Annotated in this window: 12 protein-coding genes; 8 read left to right on the top strand and 4 right to left on the bottom strand. The window is 63.3% G+C overall.

The window, feature by feature from the left end:
• The first annotated feature begins 284 nt into the window (after positions 1-284).
• The 7 genes from JQK88_RS34525 (at position 285) to amaB (ending at position 11,585) form a co-directional block, all read left to right on the top strand.
• Positions 285-3,641, top strand: a complete 3,357-nt coding sequence (locus JQK88_RS34525) for a transglutaminase family protein (RefSeq protein WP_203281022.1) — start codon at positions 285-287, stop codon at positions 3,639-3,641.
• A gap of 6 nt (positions 3,642-3,647) precedes the next feature.
• Positions 3,648-6,059, top strand: coding sequence for a circularly permuted type 2 ATP-grasp protein (locus JQK88_RS34530; protein ID WP_203281024.1), 2,412 nt, complete (start codon positions 3,648-3,650; stop codon positions 6,057-6,059).
• Between the two features lie 63 nt (positions 6,060-6,122).
• On the top strand, positions 6,123-7,007 hold the full coding sequence (locus JQK88_RS34535) for a transglutaminase family protein (RefSeq protein WP_192258907.1): 885 nt from the start codon (positions 6,123-6,125) through the stop codon (positions 7,005-7,007).
• Positions 7,008-7,065: 58 nt separating this feature from the next.
• A complete protein-coding gene (locus tag JQK88_RS34540; RefSeq protein ID WP_203281026.1) occupies positions 7,066-8,166 on the top strand; it encodes a DNA topoisomerase IB in 1,101 nt (366 codons plus the stop codon).
• 82 nt (positions 8,167-8,248) lie between these two features.
• Positions 8,249-8,623 (top strand): YciI family protein, encoded by a 375-nt coding sequence (locus JQK88_RS34545; protein WP_203281028.1) that lies wholly within the window; start codon positions 8,249-8,251, stop codon positions 8,621-8,623.
• Entirely contained in the window at positions 8,620-9,894 is a 1,275-nt protein-coding gene (locus JQK88_RS34550; protein WP_192258909.1) for an RNA polymerase sigma factor, read from the top strand. Before JQK88_RS34545 ends, JQK88_RS34550 begins: the two co-directional genes overlap by 4 nt.
• Positions 9,895-10,070: 176 nt before the next feature.
• On the top strand, positions 10,071-11,585 hold the full coding sequence (gene amaB, locus JQK88_RS34555) for an L-piperidine-6-carboxylate dehydrogenase (RefSeq protein ID WP_192258910.1): 1,515 nt from the start codon (positions 10,071-10,073) through the stop codon (positions 11,583-11,585).
• A gap of 180 nt (positions 11,586-11,765) precedes the next feature.
• Here the strand turns inward: amaB and JQK88_RS34560 are convergent, their stop codons facing one another.
• Entirely contained in the window at positions 11,766-12,632 is an 867-nt protein-coding gene (locus JQK88_RS34560; RefSeq protein WP_192258911.1) for a hypothetical protein, read from the bottom strand.
• 530 nt (positions 12,633-13,162) lie between these two features.
• On the opposite strand from JQK88_RS34560, the gene JQK88_RS34565 reads away from it, so the two are divergent.
• Positions 13,163-13,966: a bestrophin-like domain gene (locus JQK88_RS34565; RefSeq protein WP_312037394.1), complete on the top strand. Its 804-nt coding sequence runs from the start codon at positions 13,163-13,165 to the stop codon at positions 13,964-13,966.
• A gap of 18 nt (positions 13,967-13,984) precedes the next feature.
• On the opposite strand, the gene JQK88_RS34570 is transcribed toward JQK88_RS34565, so the two are convergent.
• The 3 genes from JQK88_RS34570 to JQK88_RS34580 form a co-directional block, all read right to left on the bottom strand.
• The gene (locus JQK88_RS34570; RefSeq protein ID WP_192258912.1) at positions 13,985-14,497 is read right to left on the bottom strand and encodes an OmpA family protein; all 513 of its coding nucleotides are present in this window, start codon (positions 14,495-14,497) and stop codon (positions 13,985-13,987) included.
• Between the two features lie 9 nt (positions 14,498-14,506).
• Entirely contained in the window at positions 14,507-15,166 is a 660-nt protein-coding gene (locus JQK88_RS34575) for a L,D-transpeptidase (RefSeq protein WP_192258913.1), read from the bottom strand.
• Positions 15,167-15,382: 216 nt separating this feature from the next.
• On the bottom strand, positions 15,383-17,305 hold the full coding sequence (locus JQK88_RS34580) for an adenylate/guanylate cyclase domain-containing protein (protein WP_192258914.1): 1,923 nt from the start codon (positions 17,303-17,305) through the stop codon (positions 15,383-15,385).
• Between the last annotated feature and the right edge of the window lie 393 nt (positions 17,306-17,698).

Here is a 17,698-nt window from a genome sequence, read left to right on the forward strand (position 1 = left end):
TAAGTTTATCCACGGACGGTCTCCCTTGATGAGATCTGCAACGACCTCATTCTGGCACATCACGATGCCGTCGGGGGCCGTCCACCCCAACACATACGAAAAGTACGCTCCGCTCCGGTTCTCGGTATCAGTCATTTTCGGCTCGGCCTGACCTAAATCTCGACACAGCTTAGCCGGCTTCGGCTGCTTAAATTAGGTGCACCGCAACATCTGTGCTTGGAGAATGCCCAGCAGATGTGTCAGGGTTCGGCGAATTTGTTTGAAACGCCGATCTCCGGGGCCCCATGGCAATTCTGGCAGCCGTCTACCACCTGACCCACTATAAATACGACCGGCCCGTGGTTCTCGGGCCCCAGGTCATCAGGCTGCAGCCGGCGCCGCATTCCCGCACCAAGGTGCTCAGCCATTCGCTGAAGGTCGGGCCGGCAAATCACTTCGTCAATCTGCAGCAGGACCCTTACGGCAATTTCCTTGCCCGGTTCGTCTTTCCCGAACCGGTGACGGAGCTGAAGATCGAGGTCGATCTGGTTGCCGACATGACGGTCTACAATCCGTTCGATTTCTTCGTCGAGCCGGCGGCCGAGACCTTCCCGTTCGACTATCCAGAAGAGATCAGGGACGATCTCGCCATCTACCGCACGCCGGAACCGGCGGGGCCGCTGCTGTCCGCCTTTCTGAAAACCATTGACCGCAGCCCGACCAACACCGTCAATTTCGTCGTCGACCTCAATGCACGGCTGCAGCGCGAGATCGCTTATATCGTGCGAATGGAAACCGGTGTCTTCTCGCCGGAGGAGACGCTGGCCGCGAAAAAAGGCTCGTGCCGGGATTCGAGCTGGCTGCTGGTGCAAATCCTGCGCAACCTCGGCATCGCCGCGCGCTTCGTTTCCGGCTATCTGATCCAGCTCAAGCCCGATCTCGTCGCGCTCGATGGCCCGGCCGGAACCGCGGTCGACTTCACCGATCTGCACGCCTGGTGCGAGGTCTATATTCCGGGCGCCGGCTGGATCGGCTTCGACCCGACCTCGGGCCTGCTCACCGGCGAAAGCCATGTGCCACTGGCGGCAACGCCGCATTTCCGCAACGCGGCGCCGATTTCCGGCATGGCGAGCTTCGCCAATGTCGAGTTCGGCTTCGATATGCGGGTCGACCGCATCGCCGAACATCCGCGCATCACCAAGCCATTCTCCGATGAAAGCTGGCAGGCGCTGGATGCGCTGGGCAACAAGGTCGACGCAGCACTTGAGGCTGGCGATGTCAGGCTGACGATGGGCGGCGAGCCGACCTTCGTCTCCATCGACGATTTCGAGTCGGCCGAGTGGAACACCGCCGCCGTCGGCCCGACCAAGCGCGAGAAGGCCGATGCGCTGATCCGCAAACTGCGCGAACGTTTCGCGCCGGGCGGCTTCCTGCATTATGGCCAGGGCAAATGGTACCCCGGCGAGAGCCTGCCGCGCTGGACCTTCTCGCTTTACTGGCGCACCGACGGCCAGCCGGTGTGGAGCGACCCGTCGCTGATCGCGCGCGAAAAGAGCGATGCGAAGGTCGGACCGCAGCAGGCCGAAAGCCTGCTGACGGCAATCGCCGGTGAACTTGGCATCGACAGGGCGATGGTCAGCGAAGCCTATGAAGACCCGGCCGAATGGCTGCTCAAGGAAGGCAAACTGCCCGACAATGTCGATCCTTCCAATTCGAAGCTGGAGGACCCGGAAGAGCGCAGCCGCATGGCGAAAGTCTTCGAGCGCGGGCTGACCAAGCCGTCGGGCTATGTGCTGCCGGTGCAGCGCTGGAACAGCCAGGCATCCGGCCAGCGCTGGCGTTCGGAGAAATGGAAGACCCGGCGCGGGCGACTGTTCCTGGTGCCCGGCGATTCACCGGTCGGCTACCGCTTGCCGCTCGGCACGCTGCCTTACGTGCCGCCGGCGCAGTTCCCCTATATCGTGCCGGTCGATCCGTCACTGCCGCGTGGTCCGCTGCCGGCGCGGGAAGCGATCCTGCCGTCCGCTGTTTCGGCCGAACAAGGCGCCGACGAAATGGCGCGGCGCCAGCAGGCGATTTCGTTCACCGCGACGACCGGTCAGCAGGATCGGGTCGAGCAGGAGATCACCGAGATCGGCGGCGCGGTGCGCACGGCACTGTCGGTCGAACCGCGCGACGGGCGGCTGTGCGTGTTCATGCCGCCGGTCGAGGCGCTGGAAGACTATCTCGAACTGGTCGCAGCCGCCGAAAATGCGGCCAAGGCGATCGGCCTTCCCGTGCATATCGAAGGCTACGGGCCGCCGCACGACCCGCGCCTCAACGTCATCCGCGTGGCGCCCGATCCCGGTGTCATCGAGGTCAACATCCACCCGGCCGCCAAATGGCAGGACTGCGTGGCAACGACGACGGCGATCTACGAAGAGGCGCGGCAGACGCGGCTTGGCGCCGACAAGTTCATGATCGACGGCCGCCATACCGGCACCGGCGGCGGCAACCATGTCGTCGTCGGCGGCGCGACGCCCAATGACAGTCCGTTCCTGCGCCGGCCCGATCTCTTGAAGAGCCTGGTGCTGCAATGGCAGCGGCGTCCGTCGCTGTCCTACCTGTTCTCCGGCCTGTTCATCGGCCCCACCAGCCAGGCGCCACGCTTCGACGAAGCGCGCCACGACTCGCTCTACGAGCTCGAAATCGCCTTGGCGCAGGTGCCGCACCCGGACCAGGGCAATGCACCCTTGCCATGGCTGGTCGACCGGCTGTTCCGCAACCTGTTGACCGACGTCACCGGCAATACGCACCGCTCCGAAATCTGCATCGACAAACTGTTTTCGCCCGATGGCCCGACCGGCCGGCTTGGCCTGGTCGAGTTCCGCGGTTTCGAGATGCCGCCCAATGCGCGCATGTCGCTGGCGCAGCAGCTTCTGGTTCGTGCGATCATCGCCCGCGCTTGGAAAAACCCGCTCGACGGCCGCTTCGTGCGCTGGGGTACCTCGCTGCATGATCGTTTCATGCTGCCGCATTATGTCTGGGCGGATTTCATCGACGTGCTTGACGACCTCAAGCTCAACGGTTTCGAGTTCCGTCCCGAATGGTTCGACGCGCAACTCGAATTCCGCTTTCCGTTCTGCGGCGAGGTCCAGCATGCCGGCATCAAGCTGGAGCTCAGGCAAGCGCTGGAACCGTGGCATGTCATGGGCGAGCAAGGCGCCATAGGCGGCACCGTGCGCTTCGTCGATTCCTCGGTCGAACGGCTGCAGGTCAGGACCGAAGGTCTCAACCCGGAACGCCACGCGATCGTCTGCAATGGCCGCGTCGTGCCGATGAAGGTGACCGACAACAGGGAAGTCGCGGTGGCGGGCGTGCGCTTCAAGGCGTGGCAGCCGGCGTCCGGCCTGCATCCGGCGCTGCCGGTCAACACGCCGCTGGTCTTCGACATCTACGATCGCTGGTCGGGACGGGCGGTCGGCGGCTGCGTCTACCATGTCGCTCATCCCGGCGGGCGCAGCTACGACACCTTCCCGGTCAATGGCAATGAGGCCGAGGCGCGGCGGCTCGCCCGCTTCGAGCCGCGCGGTCACACGCCGTCGGCCTATGTGCTGCGCAACGAAGAACCCTCTGAAGACTTCCCGATGACCCTTGACCTCAGGCGGCCACCCAGACTCTGATCAGCAATGGCAAAGGGGAATCAGAAAAAGATACGCGGCAAGCCGCTGAGGCACAGTCTGCTGGAGCACTACCAGCCGATTGACGGCGTCGTCGACGAGATGGTCGATGCCTCAGGCAATCCGCGTCCGGCCTGGGCCCCTTTCATCGAGGCGCTGGAGGAACTAGGCCCCGAAAAGCTCGGCCAGCGCTTCGCCCGCGCCGACCAGTATCTGCGCGATGCCGGCGTCTACTACCGCGTCTATGACAAGGCCGGCGCCAATGAGCGCGAATGGCCGCTGGCGCACATCCCGCTGCTGATCGAGGACAAGGAATGGGCCGAGATCAGTGCCGGCCTCGTGCAGCGCGCCGACCTGTTCGAGGAGATAGTCGCCGACATTTACGGGCCGAACCGGCTGATCGAGAAGGGCATCCTGCCGGCGGGATTGATTGCGGCGAGCCCGGAATATTTGCGGCCGATCGCCGACACCAGGCCGGCCAGCGGCCATTTCCTGCATTTTTGCGCCTTCGAGCTCGGCCGCGGGCCGGACGGAAGCTGGTGGGTTCTGGGCGACCGCACGCAGGCGCCGTCGGGCGCCGGCTTTGCGCTGGAAAACCGCGTCGCCACGACACGCGCGCTGTCCGACATCTATGGCGAAATGCACGTCCACCGTCTCGCCGGCTTCTTCCGCCGCTTTCGCGACGCGCTGATCGGCATGGCCAAGGAGAATGACGGCCGCGTCGCCATCCTGACCCCGGGGCCGCTCAACGAGACCTATTACGAACATGCCTATATCGCCCGCTACCTCGGCATCATGCTGCTCGAGGGCGAGGACCTGACGGTCTCCGGCGGCAAGCTGATGGTGCGCACGGTTTCCGGTCTGATGCCGATCAGCGTGCTGTGGCGGCGGCTCGATGCCGCCTTCGCCGATCCGCTGGAACTCAGGCCTGACTCGCAGATCGGCACGCCGGGATTGGTCGAGGCGATCCGCCGCGGCGCTGTTTCGACGGTCAATGCGCTGGGTTCGGGCCTGATGGAAACGCGGGCGCTGCTCGCCTTCCTGCCCAAGATTTCGCGCGCATTGCGCGGCGAAGAGCTTTTGTTGCCCAGCGTCGCCACCTGGTGGTGTGGGCAGGACAGCGAACGCCGGCATGTGCTTGCTAATCTCGACCGCATGGTGGTCGGCCCGGCACTGTCGACGCGGCTTGCCTTCGAAGACGACGACCAGACCAGGCTCGGTTCGGCGCTGACGCCGGAAGAACGCACCGCACTGATTGCGCGCATCGAGAGCGACGGCGGCGGCTTCGTCGGCCAGGAAGCGGTGACGCTGTCGACGACGCCGGTCTATGTCGGCGGCTGGCTGGAGCCGCGGCCGGCAAGCCTGCGCGTCTATCTGGCGCGCACACCCGAAGGCTGGACAGTGATGCCCGGCGGCTTCGCCCGCGTTGGCCTGTCGCTCGACCCGACCGCCATCGCCATGCAGCGTGGCGGCCAGGCGGCCGACGTCTGGGTGGTCAGCGACCGGCCGGTGGAACGCGAAACGCTGCTGCCGCAGGAGCATGACAGTTTTGCCCGCACCATGCCGGGCAGCCTGCCCAGCCGCGCGGCGGAAAACCTGACCTGGCTCGGCCGTTATATCGAGCGTTCGGAAGATACGGTGCGCATTCTGCGCGCCTATCATGTGCGACTGGCCGAGACGTCCGATCCGGACATGCCGCTGCTCGCCGATGTCAGGGACTATCTCGAACCGTTCGGCATTGATCTCGAAGCGGCCATTCCGCCCGGATTGATCGGCACGCTCGACAGCGCCGTCTACAGCGCCGGGCAGATCAGAGACCGCTTTTCGCCCGACGGCTGGCTCGCGCTCAAGGATCTGTCGAAGACAATCCACCAATTCGCAACAACGGTGGCGCCGGGCGATGATGCGACACGGGCGATGACGGTGATGCTGCGCAAGCTCGCCGGCTTTTCCGGCCTGCTGCACGAGAACATGTACCGTTTCACCGGCTGGCGTTTCCTCGAAATCGGCCGGCGCATCGAGCGCGGCATCCAGATTGCCCGCACGCTTGCCCGTCTCACCCGCTCCGGCGCGCCGGATGGCTCGCTCGACATGATGCTGGAGATCGGCGACAGCGTCATGACCCATCGCCGGCAGTATCCGGTGCGGGCCGGGCGGCGCACGGTGATCGACCTTTTGGCGCTCGATCCGCTCAACCCGCGCTCGATCCTGTTCCAGCTCGAGCGGCTTAAGGCGGAGATCGGCCTGTTGCCGTCGGTTGGTCCGGAGGGGCATATGTCGGTGGCGGCCAAGGAAATCCTGCAGCTCAACACGGCAATCGCCGTCATGGAGCCATCGGAGATGTCGGCGGAGGTGCTGGACGATCTCGCCACTGAGATCGGCAACCTCTACAACAGCCTCGCCAAAGCGTATTTCGGCTAAGCAGGCTCCGCAAAAGTGTTGCGCGGTTTTGCGAAGAGCCTGCGCCAAACAAGAAAAGTAGGCATGCTGTACGATATCAGGCTTCATCTCAGCTACGATTATGACGCTGCAGCCGGTGGCAGCCGGCATCAGGTGCGTGTCTTGCCGCAGACCATTGCTGGCGTGCAGCGTGTGGTCGCCGCCTCGCTGTCGTTTGTGCCGACCCCGTCCGAGCGGACGGATTTTGCCGATTTCTTCGGTAACAATGTCACCGCGATCGCCTTTCGCGATGTCCATGACGGGCTCGACATCAGGATGAGCGCGCGCGTGTCGGTGTCGCGGCCGGAGCCTGGCCTCGACGTGTCGCCCGACTTGCAGTGCCTGAGGGAAGAACTCGGCGCGGTGCGGTCACTGGCGCCCGACGCACCGCATCACTTTCTCACGGCCAGCGATCATGCCGGCATCGATGCGGCGATCACCGCCTATGCACGCGCCAGCGCCAGCGGCTCGACGGTCGGCACGGCCATCGATCTGTGCAACCGCATCCACCGCGACTTCACCTATGATGGGGAAGCGACCACCGTTCATACCCGGGCCAGCGACGCCTTCCGTTTGAAGCGTGGCGTGTGCCAGGATTTCTCCCACATTATGATCGCCGGCTTGCGCGGGTTGGGCATTCCCGCCGGCTATGTCAGCGGCTTCCTGCGCACCATTCCGCCGAAGGGCAAGCCGCGGCTCGAAGGCGCCGACGCCATGCATGCCTGGGTCAAGGTGTGGTGCGGGCGCGATGCCGGCTGGCAGGAGTTCGACCCGACCAATGGCATGCGGGCCAGCAACGACCACATCACCGTCGGCTACGGCCGCGACTATTCCGACGTGGCGCCGATCGTCGGCGTGCTGAAGACCACCGGCGGTCAGGTCGGCGACCAGGCCGTCGACGTCATTCCGGTTGCGCTGGAAAAGGTCTGACGGCGGAACCAGTGGCTTGTACGGCGCTTATCTACGAGAAAAATCTCGTGGAGCGGGCATGCTGGACAGATCCGGGGCGCCATCCGGCCGATCGGCTGCCGGGCAGGGAGACAGTGGGGCGCCGAACAATGGCGCGCAGGCCTCTGCCGATCAGGCCGCGCTTACCTATGTCAGCGACAGTGAGCCGGGTATCCGCCGCCTGAAGGCGGGCGAGGGATTTTCGTACAAAGGCCCGAAGGGGCAGGCCGTCAGCGCTTCGGCCATCGCCCGTATCAAGGCGCTGGCCATTCCGCCCGCGTGGACGGATGTGTGGATCTCGCCCGATCCCGCCGGCCATATCCAGGCGACCGGCCGTGACCAGCGCGGGCGCAAGCAGTATCGCTACCATCCGCTGTGGGCCGCGGAGCGTGACGGTGCCAAATATTCGAGCCTCGTCGCTTTTGCCGAAAGCCTGCCGGAGCTGCGCCGCCGCATCGATGCCGATCTGCGCCGCCATGGCCTGCCGGCCGAGCGCGTCGTGGCGGCAATCGTCTGGCTGCTCGACAACACCATGATCCGTGTCGGCAATGCCGCCTACGCCCGCGACAACAAGAGCTTTGGGCTGACGACCCTGCGCGACCGCCATGTCGATATCAAGGGATCGAGCCTGCGCTTTGCCTTCAAGGGCAAATCCGGCAAGGAATGGAAATTGAAGCTTGTCGACCGCCGCATCGCTCGGGTTGTGCGCGGCGCCCAGGATATCCCGGGGCAAAAGCTGTTCCAGTATCTGGACGAGGACGGCGTCCGGCATCCGGTGCGCTCCGACGACGTCAACCGCTACATACGCGATGCTGTCGGAGAAGACTTCAGCTCCAAGCATTTCCGCACCTGGGGCGGCACCATCCACGCCGCGTCGCTGTTTGCGCAGACGGAGCTTCCCGAAAGCCAGGCCGGGGTGAAGCGGGTGATGAACACCGTCATCGACAAGGTCGCCGAGCGGTTGGGCAACACGCGCACCGTCTGCCGCAAATGCTACATCCATCCGCAGGTCTTCGAATCCTGGGCGCAGGGGCGGCTGCTCAGCGAAATGACTGAAGCCAACGAACGCAAGCGATCCATAGATGGTCTCGATGACGAGGAGGCGCTGGTGCTGAGATGGCTGAAGGCAGACGAAGGCTGAAAAATTTGCCCTAACTTTTTTGTCGACGCCATGTCGGCAGAGGCCCTACTGTTTCGTCCTTTGATACAGAAAAGGACGTCCCATGCTCTACGCTATCCTCTGCTATGCTTCCGAAGATGTCGTCTCCTCCTGGAGCAAGGCACAGGATGACGAGGTGATGGCGAAACTGCTCAATGTGCAGCAGAAATATGCTGACGCCGGCCGGCTTGGCCCGGTGGCACGGCTTCTGCCCACCACCGCCGCAACAACGCTGCGCCAGGTCAAGGGCGAATCGGTGGTCATCGACGGGCCGTTTGCCGAGACCAAGGAACAGTTCCTCGGTTTCTACACGTTGGAATGCGCCGATCTCGATGAGGCCGTCGACTTCGCGCGCGAGCTTTCCAAGGTCAATCCGAGTGGTGGATCCTATGAGATCCGACCGGTTTCCGTCTTCGACCCAACCAGAGTTTTGAAATGACCGACCTTTCCTGGATCAGCTCCGCGATCTCAGCCGCCCGCCCGCAGGCGATGGGTGCGCTGCTGCGCTATTTCCGCGATCTCGATACGGCGGAGGAGGCTTTCCAGGACGCGTGTCTCAGGGCACTCAAGAACTGGCCGCAGAACGGGCCGCCGCGCGATCCGGCGGCCTGGCTGATCTTTGTCGGCCGGAACAGCGGCATCGATGCGGTGCGCAAGCGCGCCAAGCAGGCGCCGATGCCGGAAGAGGACCAGATCTCGGACCTCGAGGATGCCGAGAGCGATATCGCCGAGCGGCTGGACGGCGCGCATTACCGCGACGATATATTGCGGCTGCTGTTCATCTGCTGCCATCCGGACCTGCCGGCGACGCAGCAGATTGCGGTGGCGCTGCGCATCGTCTCCGGCCTCACCGTCAAGCAGATCGCGCGTGCCTTCCTGGTCGGCGAAAGCGCCATGGAGCAGCGCATCACCCGCGCTAAGGCGCGCATCGCCGACGCCGGCGTGCCGTTCGAAACGCCGGGCGCGGTCGAGCGGTCGGAGCGGCTCGCAGCCGTTGCGGCCATGGTCTATCTGATCTTCAACGAGGGCTATTCGACAAACAGCGGCGAGGCGCCGGCGCGCGCGCCGCTCTGCGAGGAGGCGATCCGCCTGGCGCGGCTGTTGCTCAGGCTGTTCCAGACCGAGCCTGAGATCATGGGGCTGACGGCGCTGCTTCTGCTGCAGCATGCGCGTGCACCGGCCCGTTTCGACGAGAACGGTGAGATCGTGCTGCTCGACGACCAGGACCGCTCGCTGTGGAGCCGGAAGATGATCGACGAGGGTTTGGCGCTGGTCGACAAGGCGCTGCGCCACCAGAAGCCAGGTCCCTACCAGGTGCAGGCGGCGATCGCGGCACTGCATGCGCGGGCGGCAACGCCCGAGGATACCGACTGGACCGAGATCGACCTGCTCTACAGCCTACTGGAAAGGATGCAGCCGTCACCGGTGGTGACGCTGAACCGCGCAGTCGCGGTCGCCAAGGTGCGCGGCCCCGAAGCCGCCCTTGCCATGATCGAGCCGCTCGGCGAAAGGCTGTCCGGCTATTTCCACTTCTTTGGCCTCAAGGGCGGGTTGCTGATGCAGCTTGACCGTGGCGAGGAGGCGCGTGTTGCCTTTGACCGTGCGATTGCCTTGGCCAATACGGCGGCCGAAGCCGCCCACATCCGCATGCACATCGACCGGTTGATCAGAGACGGCGCCGTGAAGGCCCCCGCGAAGACAGCGCACTGAAGACTGCTGGCTCAATCGTGCAATCCCGGCTTGGACCATGCCGGGGTGGCGATTTTCCCCTGAAACGAGTAATGCCACGCCATGACAGTGCCTGACGTGCCCACGGCGCGCGGGCGACGTGGCGAGAAGGCTCGACCGCCGCCACATTATGGCGAGCGGATCTGAAAGGGATAAAAATGACGATAGCGACGGAAACGGCTGAACTTCTGACGAAACTGGGCGTGGCCAAGGACGCGCTGACCGGCGGCGACCTCATCGTGCGCAGCCCGGTGACGGGCGAGCAGATCGCGGCGCTGAAGACGATTTCACCGGCCGAGGCGGCCAAGGCCATCGATGCCGCGCACAAGGCGTTCCAGGCCTGGCGGATGGTGCCGGGTCCCCGGCGCGGGGAACTGGTGCGGTTGCTCGGCGAGGAATTGCGCGCGCACAAGGCCGAGCTTGGCCGGCTGGTGTCGATCGAGGTCGGCAAGATCCCGTCTGAAGGTCTCGGCGAAGTGCAGGAGATGATCGATATCTGCGATTTCGCCGTCGGGCTTTCCCGCCAGCTCTACGGCCTGACCATCGCCACCGAACGTCCCGGCCATCGCATGATGGAGACGTGGCATCCGCTCGGCGTCGTCGGCGTCATCTCGGCCTTCAACTTCCCGGTCGCGGTGTGGTCGTGGAATGCAGCACTTGCGCTGGTCTGCGGCGATGCCGTGGTGTGGAAGCCGTCGGAAAAGACGCCGCTGACGGCGCTCGCCTGCGAGGCGATTTTTGCGCGCGCGGTCAAGCGCTTCGGCGCTGACGCGCCGCAGGGCCTGGCGTCGGTTCTGATTGGTGATCGCGCCGTCGGCGAGATCCTGGTCGATCATCCCAAGGTGCCTCTGGTTTCGGCCACCGGCTCGACGCGCATGGGCCGGGATGTCGGTCCAAGGCTGGCCAAGCGCTTTGCCCGCGCCGTGCTGGAACTCGGCGGCAACAATGCCGGCATCGTCTGCCCAACCGCCGATCTCGATATGGCGCTGCGCGCCATTGCCTTCGGCGCCATGGGCACCGCCGGCCAGCGCTGCACGACGCTGCGGCGTCTGTTCGTGCATGACAGCGTCTATGATGCGCTGCTGCCGCGGCTGAAGAAGGCCTATGAGAGCGTCTCGGTCGGCAACCCGCTGGAGACGTCCTCGCTGGTCGGGCCGCTGATCGACAAGGCGGCGTTCGACGCCATGCAGAAGGCGCTCAAGGAAGCCACCGCCCATGGCGGCAAAGTGACTGGCGGCACACGGGTCGAGAACGGCCACCCCGACGCCTACTACGTGCATCCGGCGCTGGTCGAAATGCCGAAGCAGGTTTCGCCGGTGACGGAAGAAACCTTCGCGCCGATCCTCTATGTGATGAAATATTCCGATTTCGACGCCGTGCTCGACGAGCACAATGCGGTCGGTGCCGGGCTGTCGTCGTCGATCTTCACCCGTGACCTGCAGGAATCCGAGCGCTTCCTCGGCGTCGACGGTTCGGATTGCGGCATTGCCAACGTCAATATTGGAACATCGGGCGCCGAGATCGGTGGCGCCTTCGGTGGCGAGAAGGAAACCGGCGGCGGCCGCGAGAGCGGCTCGGACGCCTGGAAGGCCTATATGCGCCGCGCCACCAACACGGTGAACTATTCCAAGGCGCTGCCGCTGGCTCAGGGCGTGTCCTTCGACATCGATTGAGGCGCTGCGCCGGCTTTCCCTGACCAGTTGATCCATCCCGATTCAGTCGGGATGGATCGCTATTGTTCAGCCTGGAGCTTGACGGCCTGCGCGCTCATATTTTCCTGGTAGAAGCTGTTCGGCTGCCAGGTCTTGGCAATTGGTATGACTACCTGTCCGAAGAGTTGTGAGCGTGCGGGTTCAGCCAGCCTTTTGCATCGGGCGACAGGCCTCGAAAGCGGCATCGATGACCGCAAGCTTGGCGGCCTGGACGGTCATATATTCCTGGTAGAAGCTGTTCGAGACCCACATCACCGAATGCCCGCGCCGGCCCATCCAGCCGACACTGCCGAGCTTTTCGGCGTCGCGCAATTTGCGCGCCAGATGGGTGCGCGAGAGTTTCAACCAACTGGCGAATTCGCCGACCGAAACCACGCTGGTCGGGATCTGGTCGAGACCGGCATTGTCAGGATCGATGCCGGACATCAGCCAATCCATGACGATGCCGCCATTGTTGAGCCAGATGAACAGCGAGAAGGTCTGCTTGGGCTCGCGCACCGGGCTGGATGAGAGCAGGCCTTCCGCCACCAGCGGCTGCAGCCTGGCAATCATGCCGGGCTGCTCGAGAAACAAAGCGAGCCGATTTCCCCCGTCCAGACCGTCGAGTGTGCGCAGATGCGCAAACACCCAGCCATCGAATTCCTTCAGCGTCGCTGTCGTCACCTGAAACGGGTGGGCGCGTCCATCACCGGTGTGCGGCAGGTATTCGATGATGTGATAGTGCAGCATCTCCTTGATGAAGGCCTCGGCCGTGTTGCGGCTGGCGACGGAATAGCGGAGCACGGCATCGATGAAGCGGGCGAGGGTAAGTTCCGTGCGGGGATCGCGCGGGTCTCGGGCGAAATGCAGGGCAAGGCCGGTGTGAGCGAGCAGCCAGCGCTGTTGCGTGGCGAATACGGCGGCCAGGCGCGGCCTCGTTTCATAGATGTGCAGCAGCGCCTTCGACTGCGCCTGGACATAACGATGCAGCGCCGGATGGCCGGCAATATATTCGAAATTCAGCGCCATCCTCCTCGTCCTCCGGCCAGCCCCCGGCAGCGAAGACGCAATCACATTTCCAGCCTTAGCCGCCCGTGTCCAGCCATGCCAACCCGGACAAAAGGCCTAGAGCTGTCAATCGTTCCACGGACACGTTGAAACCGCTCCATCTCTTTGATTTTGAGGCAATTGCGCCGGGAAAGCCCCACGCGCTTTTCCTGGGAAAGTCGTTTCACACTTTTCTTGGAACTGCTCTGGTCCGTTCGCGTCCGGCGGATGGCGCGGTCAGCATGGTCAAGCACAATGGATGCCAACGGCGGCGCCGCTTCCGGTCTTCTTCACCGGTTTCGCTGTGAACGGGGATGTGCAGGCGTTGATCGAGGATCCGAGCCTGGACCAGACAGCACTGCACCGGTGCATAGAGTTTGTTGACACGATGGAACACAGTGGCATTGCCACAAGTGCAACGACGGCCCTACAAACGCCTGACGACGAATAGGGCAGGCGCTACCATGGGTGGCTGGTTGCATACTCTTCCACTCGCTTGGATGGCTCTCGTCGTGTTCGGGGCCACCTATATCGTCGCGTTCATCTTGCACCAAGGCATCGCCGTTCTTTCCGCGGGCTCCACGGCGCGGTCATTCAAGGCGCTTTCGCCTGGCATGTTGCCGCCGCTCGGTATCATCTTTGGCCTATTTGTGGCGTTCACCGCGGCTCAGGTGTGGAGCGACAACGATCGCGCCAATGCGGCAGTCAATCGCGCGGCCAGTGCGTTGCGGTCGGTCGTGGTTCTGGCGAGCAGCTTTCCCGGGGAGCCCGAGGCGCGCTTACGGACGCTGGTCCGCAGCTATATCGAGGAAACGACGAGCCAGGAGTGGTCGCTGATGGCCGAGGGCGCGGCGACCCTCACCATAATCCCGCCGGCGCTTAACGAGGCGCTGCGGACCACGCTGGCCTTGGCGCCAAGCAATCCCGGCCAGGAGATCGCGCAGCGCGAGATTACGAGGTGGCTTGAAGACGCCTTCGAGGCGCGTCGCCAACGGATTCTCGTCAGCTCGGCACAAGTCAACCCCACGAAGTGGGCCTGCCTGATCCTGCAAGCCTTCTGTGCTCTTCTCGCGATCGCGGTCGTTCATAGTGATAACCGAATGGCATCGGCGATCGCTCTTGGAAGTTTTGCGACCGGCGTGGCGGCATCCGTTCTCTTGATTCTCGCCCACGACCGGCCCTTCACGGGAGAGATCGCAGTATCGCCGCAGCCGTTGCTGCAAGTTATGCCGGAGCCAAAGCGGGCGGCGGATGATACAGGCAGGAGTGCTAAGACGGATAAATTCCGTCGCGTTTGTGAGACTCTGATTTGGTGACAAGCAAAACAGCAGCCCCTACGACTCGTCCCTCTCATCGCGCAGATTAGACACAACGCGGCGGTTCTGCGACCTGCAGGCGTTGTCGGGGCAGTCGCGGACGAGCCTGTCCTTGCCGTAGCCCTTGGCCCACATGCGGTTGCGGTCTATGCCGCCGGCGGCGAGGTAGTCCATCACCGCATCGGCGCGCTTCTGCGACAGCGCCGTTTCGCTTGCGCCGGGATCGTCGGCGAAACCCTGCAGCTTGAGCAGCCAGCGCGGATGCTTTGTTAACCAGGCGATCTGGGTGTCGAGGGTGGCCTTGGCGACAGAATCGAGCTCGGCCGAACCTTTCGTGAAATAGGTGCGGCGGCCGACATTGAGGATAAAATCCTCCTCGCTGCCCGGCTGCACGTTCTGGAAGCCGGCAATCTCGGCGTTGGTGACGTCGGGCGTGGGCGGGGTCAGCGTGTTGCTGGTCGAGCAGGATGCGGTCAGCACCAGCAGGCTGGCGGCGAGCAGCCGGCGCGTGTTTTCAATCATGCGGTTCATGATGCGCCATCATTCGACAGTGGTAGAAGGGGGCGCCTGGTCGGCGATGTGCGGCAGGACCTCCACCGCGGTGCCGATCGGGCACCGCTGGTAGAGGTCGATGATGTCTTCCGGGAACATGCGGATGCAGCCGCTGGAAGCATCGGTGCCGATGCTCCATGGCTCCAGCGTGCCATGCAGGCGGTAGCCGATGTCGGCGCCGTCGCGGTACAGATAGAGCGCGCGCGGCCCGAGCGGATTGTTGGGCGCGCCGCCTGCGACCATGGGCGGCAGCTCCGGCCTGCGCTTACGCATTTCGGGGGGCGGGACCCATTGCGGCCATAGCGCGCGGCGGTCGATCGTCGCCCGGCCGTACCATTTGAAGCCCTCCTTGCCGACGCCGACGCCGTAGCGGATGGCGGTCTTGTTTTCCATGATGAGGTAGAGGAAATGATGGCGGGTATCGACCACGACAGTGCCGACCGGCTCGCTGCTGAAATACTTGACGATCTGGCGATGCCATCTCTTGTCGATCTTGGCGAAGTTGGTCTTGCGATAGACAAAATTGTTGTCGCTGGCGGTACCGGCGAAAAAGGATTTTGCCGCCGCGGCTTGAACAATATTGCCGCTTGCACCGACCGCGACCAGCGCCAGGCCACCGATCACGACACCCCTGCGTGATAAAACCATCGGCAATCCCCCATGCCTTAAGCCTAGCTGACCATAGTTGAGAATTATTTCGCCTCAAAGTGGAAAATGCTGCAGTTGGCCGGAAGCGGACAGTCCGGCTCTGGGACGAACTAGCCAGAAAGGCGCCATTCCGCTGGCGCCCCGGCTTGGCCGCAACGACGTTGGGCGGGCCTGGCGTGCGTCAGCGCACGGGCTTCGCCGTTTGCCCGCGTCTCATTATTCAGGAGGACGGTCCGCTTCGGCTGATTCTCCAGGATCGGCCCCACCGATGGCTGTTGGTTGCCCGGCAAAAGCCGCGAATAATTTTCTGAATTGGGGATGCTCGCGGATCGGGTCGAAGTCCGGCTCGTTTTCAAACCAGCTCCGCTGATACCAGGTACTGTGCGGGAGGATTTTTCCAAGATGACCCAGTGCTTTGTCGGGATCCCCCATGACGGAATACGCGCACGCGATGTTGAAGTGGGCGACAAGGTCATCCGGATCGATCGCTAGGGCGCGGGCGGCCCACTCCCTTGCCCGCTCGCGTTCGCCCAGATACGCCAGTAAAACCGCTCCGCGGTGCGCAGGCCCGGCATTTTCCGGATGCGCTTCAAGCAGACCTTCGGCCAATACGATTCCCGCACGCGCCCATTTCTCGGCGTCCGCGAAACGCCGGAGTCGGCGAAATGTAGCCGCCAGGAACATCGCCGAGACATAGTCATCGGGACGAATCTCCGCAGCGCGTTTGAAATATTTGGCTGACGCCTCGAAGTCGCCTTTCACGAAAAAATGCCTGGCGTAGAAGAAGTTCGCCTCATAGGAATTAGGGTCTAGGACGAGTGCACGCTGAAATGCTGCATTAGCCTCCTCGGGGCGCCTGTCATGCAGAAGTGCCAACCCGAGTGAGGCATGGGCCTCGGCTAGACCCGGATCGAGCGTGAGCGCCTTCGCACTCATTTCCATGATTGCTTCAGGTGATATCTCCTCGGAATGCCACACGAACAGTGCCGAGTCGCAATCAGCGATGCCGGCATATGCGCGCGCATAATTAGGGTCCAGTTCCACTGCCATGGCAAACATCCGTCGTGCCAGAAGCAGGTACGATTTAGTCCATTCGCGGAAAAACTCCCGCCCCCTGAGATAATACGTGTAGGCTTCGACGCTCACGGTTGGCGGCTGCTCGATCGCCTTCTTCTCCTCAGGCAAAAGCCTGACCCTGAGTTGCTCGACAATGGTGTGGGTTATCTCGTCCTGAATCGCAAAGATGTCGGTCAGGTCACGGTCGTAACGGTCCGCCCAGATATGTGTGCCATCTTTCCCGTCAATGAGCTGACCAGTGACGCGCACGCGTTGGCCCACTTTGCGGACGCTGCCCTCAAGGACGTATCGGACGCCGAGTTCCCGCGCTGTCTGCTGAACCTTGATAGGCTTATTCTTGTAGGTGAATACGGTATTGCGGGCGACGACGTGAAGTCCTGACACTTTAGACAGATCGGTGATGATGTCCTCGGTTATGCCATCGGAGAAGTATTCCTGCTCCGGGTCGCCGCTCATATTGTTGAAGGGTAGCACGGCAATCTGCGGCCTGTCCGTCTTGCGCGGGTCCTCGGAGGCGACAGTGCCGCGGTCCACGCTTGCGGACGAAGCGCCAAGGGAGATGTTGTAGACGCGCACGGGCCGGTCGATGTTCTTCAGCAACTGCTCGCCCATGTCCTCGAATGTGAGGTCGAGCCGGGCTCCGACGTGATCCCGTACGGAACTAGAAACGGAAATCCCGCCCGGCTCGGCGAATGTCTCGAGCCGGGCGGCCAAATTGACACCGTCGCCGAAGATATCGCCATCCTCGACTATAATGTCGCCGAGGTTGATACCTATGCGGAAGTCGACGCGATTGGGGGTTGGCACATTTGCATTTCTTTGTCGCATGCCGCTTTGGATCGCTACAGCGCAGGCGACCGCGTTTACGACGCTTGGAAACTCGACGAGGAAGCCGTCGCCTGTCTGTTTGACGACGCGTCCCCGGTGGTCCGAGACGGTGGAATTGAACAACTCCTCGCGAATGCGGTTCAAAGCGGCCAGCGCACCTTCTTCATCCAGGCCCATAAGGCGGCTGTAGCCCACGACGTCTGCTGCGAGGATAGCGGTCAGTCTGCGTTCCAACTTTCCCTCTGAAGTTCAGCCGAAGCGGGGGGCAATCTACCCTCTTGTTGACCGCAAGTCTCCTGTCTTCCGAGGGACTTGCCGATCGGGAATGTCAGCCTGCCGAGCAGATTTGCGGCGCCTGAGTGTCCGAATCAGAATGACCGGCGTATTTTCAAGCCCTTGCGAGCCTTCGCGTGAGCATGCGGATAGCCTGCAGACGTGACTTAACCACATCGGCGATGTCTGCTTTTGCGTAGGGGAAAACGCGCCCTTTACAGCCGCGTTGCTGAAGGGTTTCGGGTGCCGTCAGGCGTACGAAAGCCTCTCATGCAGGAACCCGCGGTCCGTGCGCGGTGAGCTATGGGGATTTGTGTTTCGGGGTGTGCCAGCGTCTGTCGCAGACGTCCACAT

This window comes from Mesorhizobium caraganae (assembly GCF_016836705.1).
Taxonomy (GTDB): Bacteria; Pseudomonadota; Alphaproteobacteria; order Rhizobiales; family Rhizobiaceae; genus Mesorhizobium; species Mesorhizobium caraganae.

Bases quoted from the DNA above. Each gene is read 5' to 3' on its own strand.
- amaB (WP_192258910.1), top strand. From the start codon at position 10,071: ATGACGATAGCGACGGAAACGGCTGAACTTCTGACGAAACTGGGCGTG.
- JQK88_RS34535 (WP_192258907.1), top strand. From the start codon at position 6,123: ATGCTGTACGATATCAGGCTTCATCTCAGCTACGATTATGACGCTGCA.
- JQK88_RS34525 (WP_203281022.1), top strand. From the start codon at position 285: ATGGCAATTCTGGCAGCCGTCTACCACCTGACCCACTATAAATACGAC.
- JQK88_RS34530 (WP_203281024.1), top strand. From the start codon at position 3,648: ATGGCAAAGGGGAATCAGAAAAAGATACGCGGCAAGCCGCTGAGGCAC.
- JQK88_RS34540 (WP_203281026.1), top strand. From the start codon at position 7,066: ATGCTGGACAGATCCGGGGCGCCATCCGGCCGATCGGCTGCCGGGCAG.
- JQK88_RS34560 (WP_192258911.1), bottom strand. From the start codon at position 12,632: ATGGCGCTGAATTTCGAATATATTGCCGGCCATCCGGCGCTGCATCGT.
- JQK88_RS34550 (WP_192258909.1), top strand. From the start codon at position 8,620: ATGACCGACCTTTCCTGGATCAGCTCCGCGATCTCAGCCGCCCGCCCG.
- JQK88_RS34575 (WP_192258913.1), bottom strand. From the start codon at position 15,166: ATGGTTTTATCACGCAGGGGTGTCGTGATCGGTGGCCTGGCGCTGGTC.
- JQK88_RS34570 (WP_192258912.1), bottom strand. From the start codon at position 14,497: ATGAACCGCATGATTGAAAACACGCGCCGGCTGCTCGCCGCCAGCCTG.
- JQK88_RS34545 (WP_203281028.1), top strand. From the start codon at position 8,249: ATGCTCTACGCTATCCTCTGCTATGCTTCCGAAGATGTCGTCTCCTCC.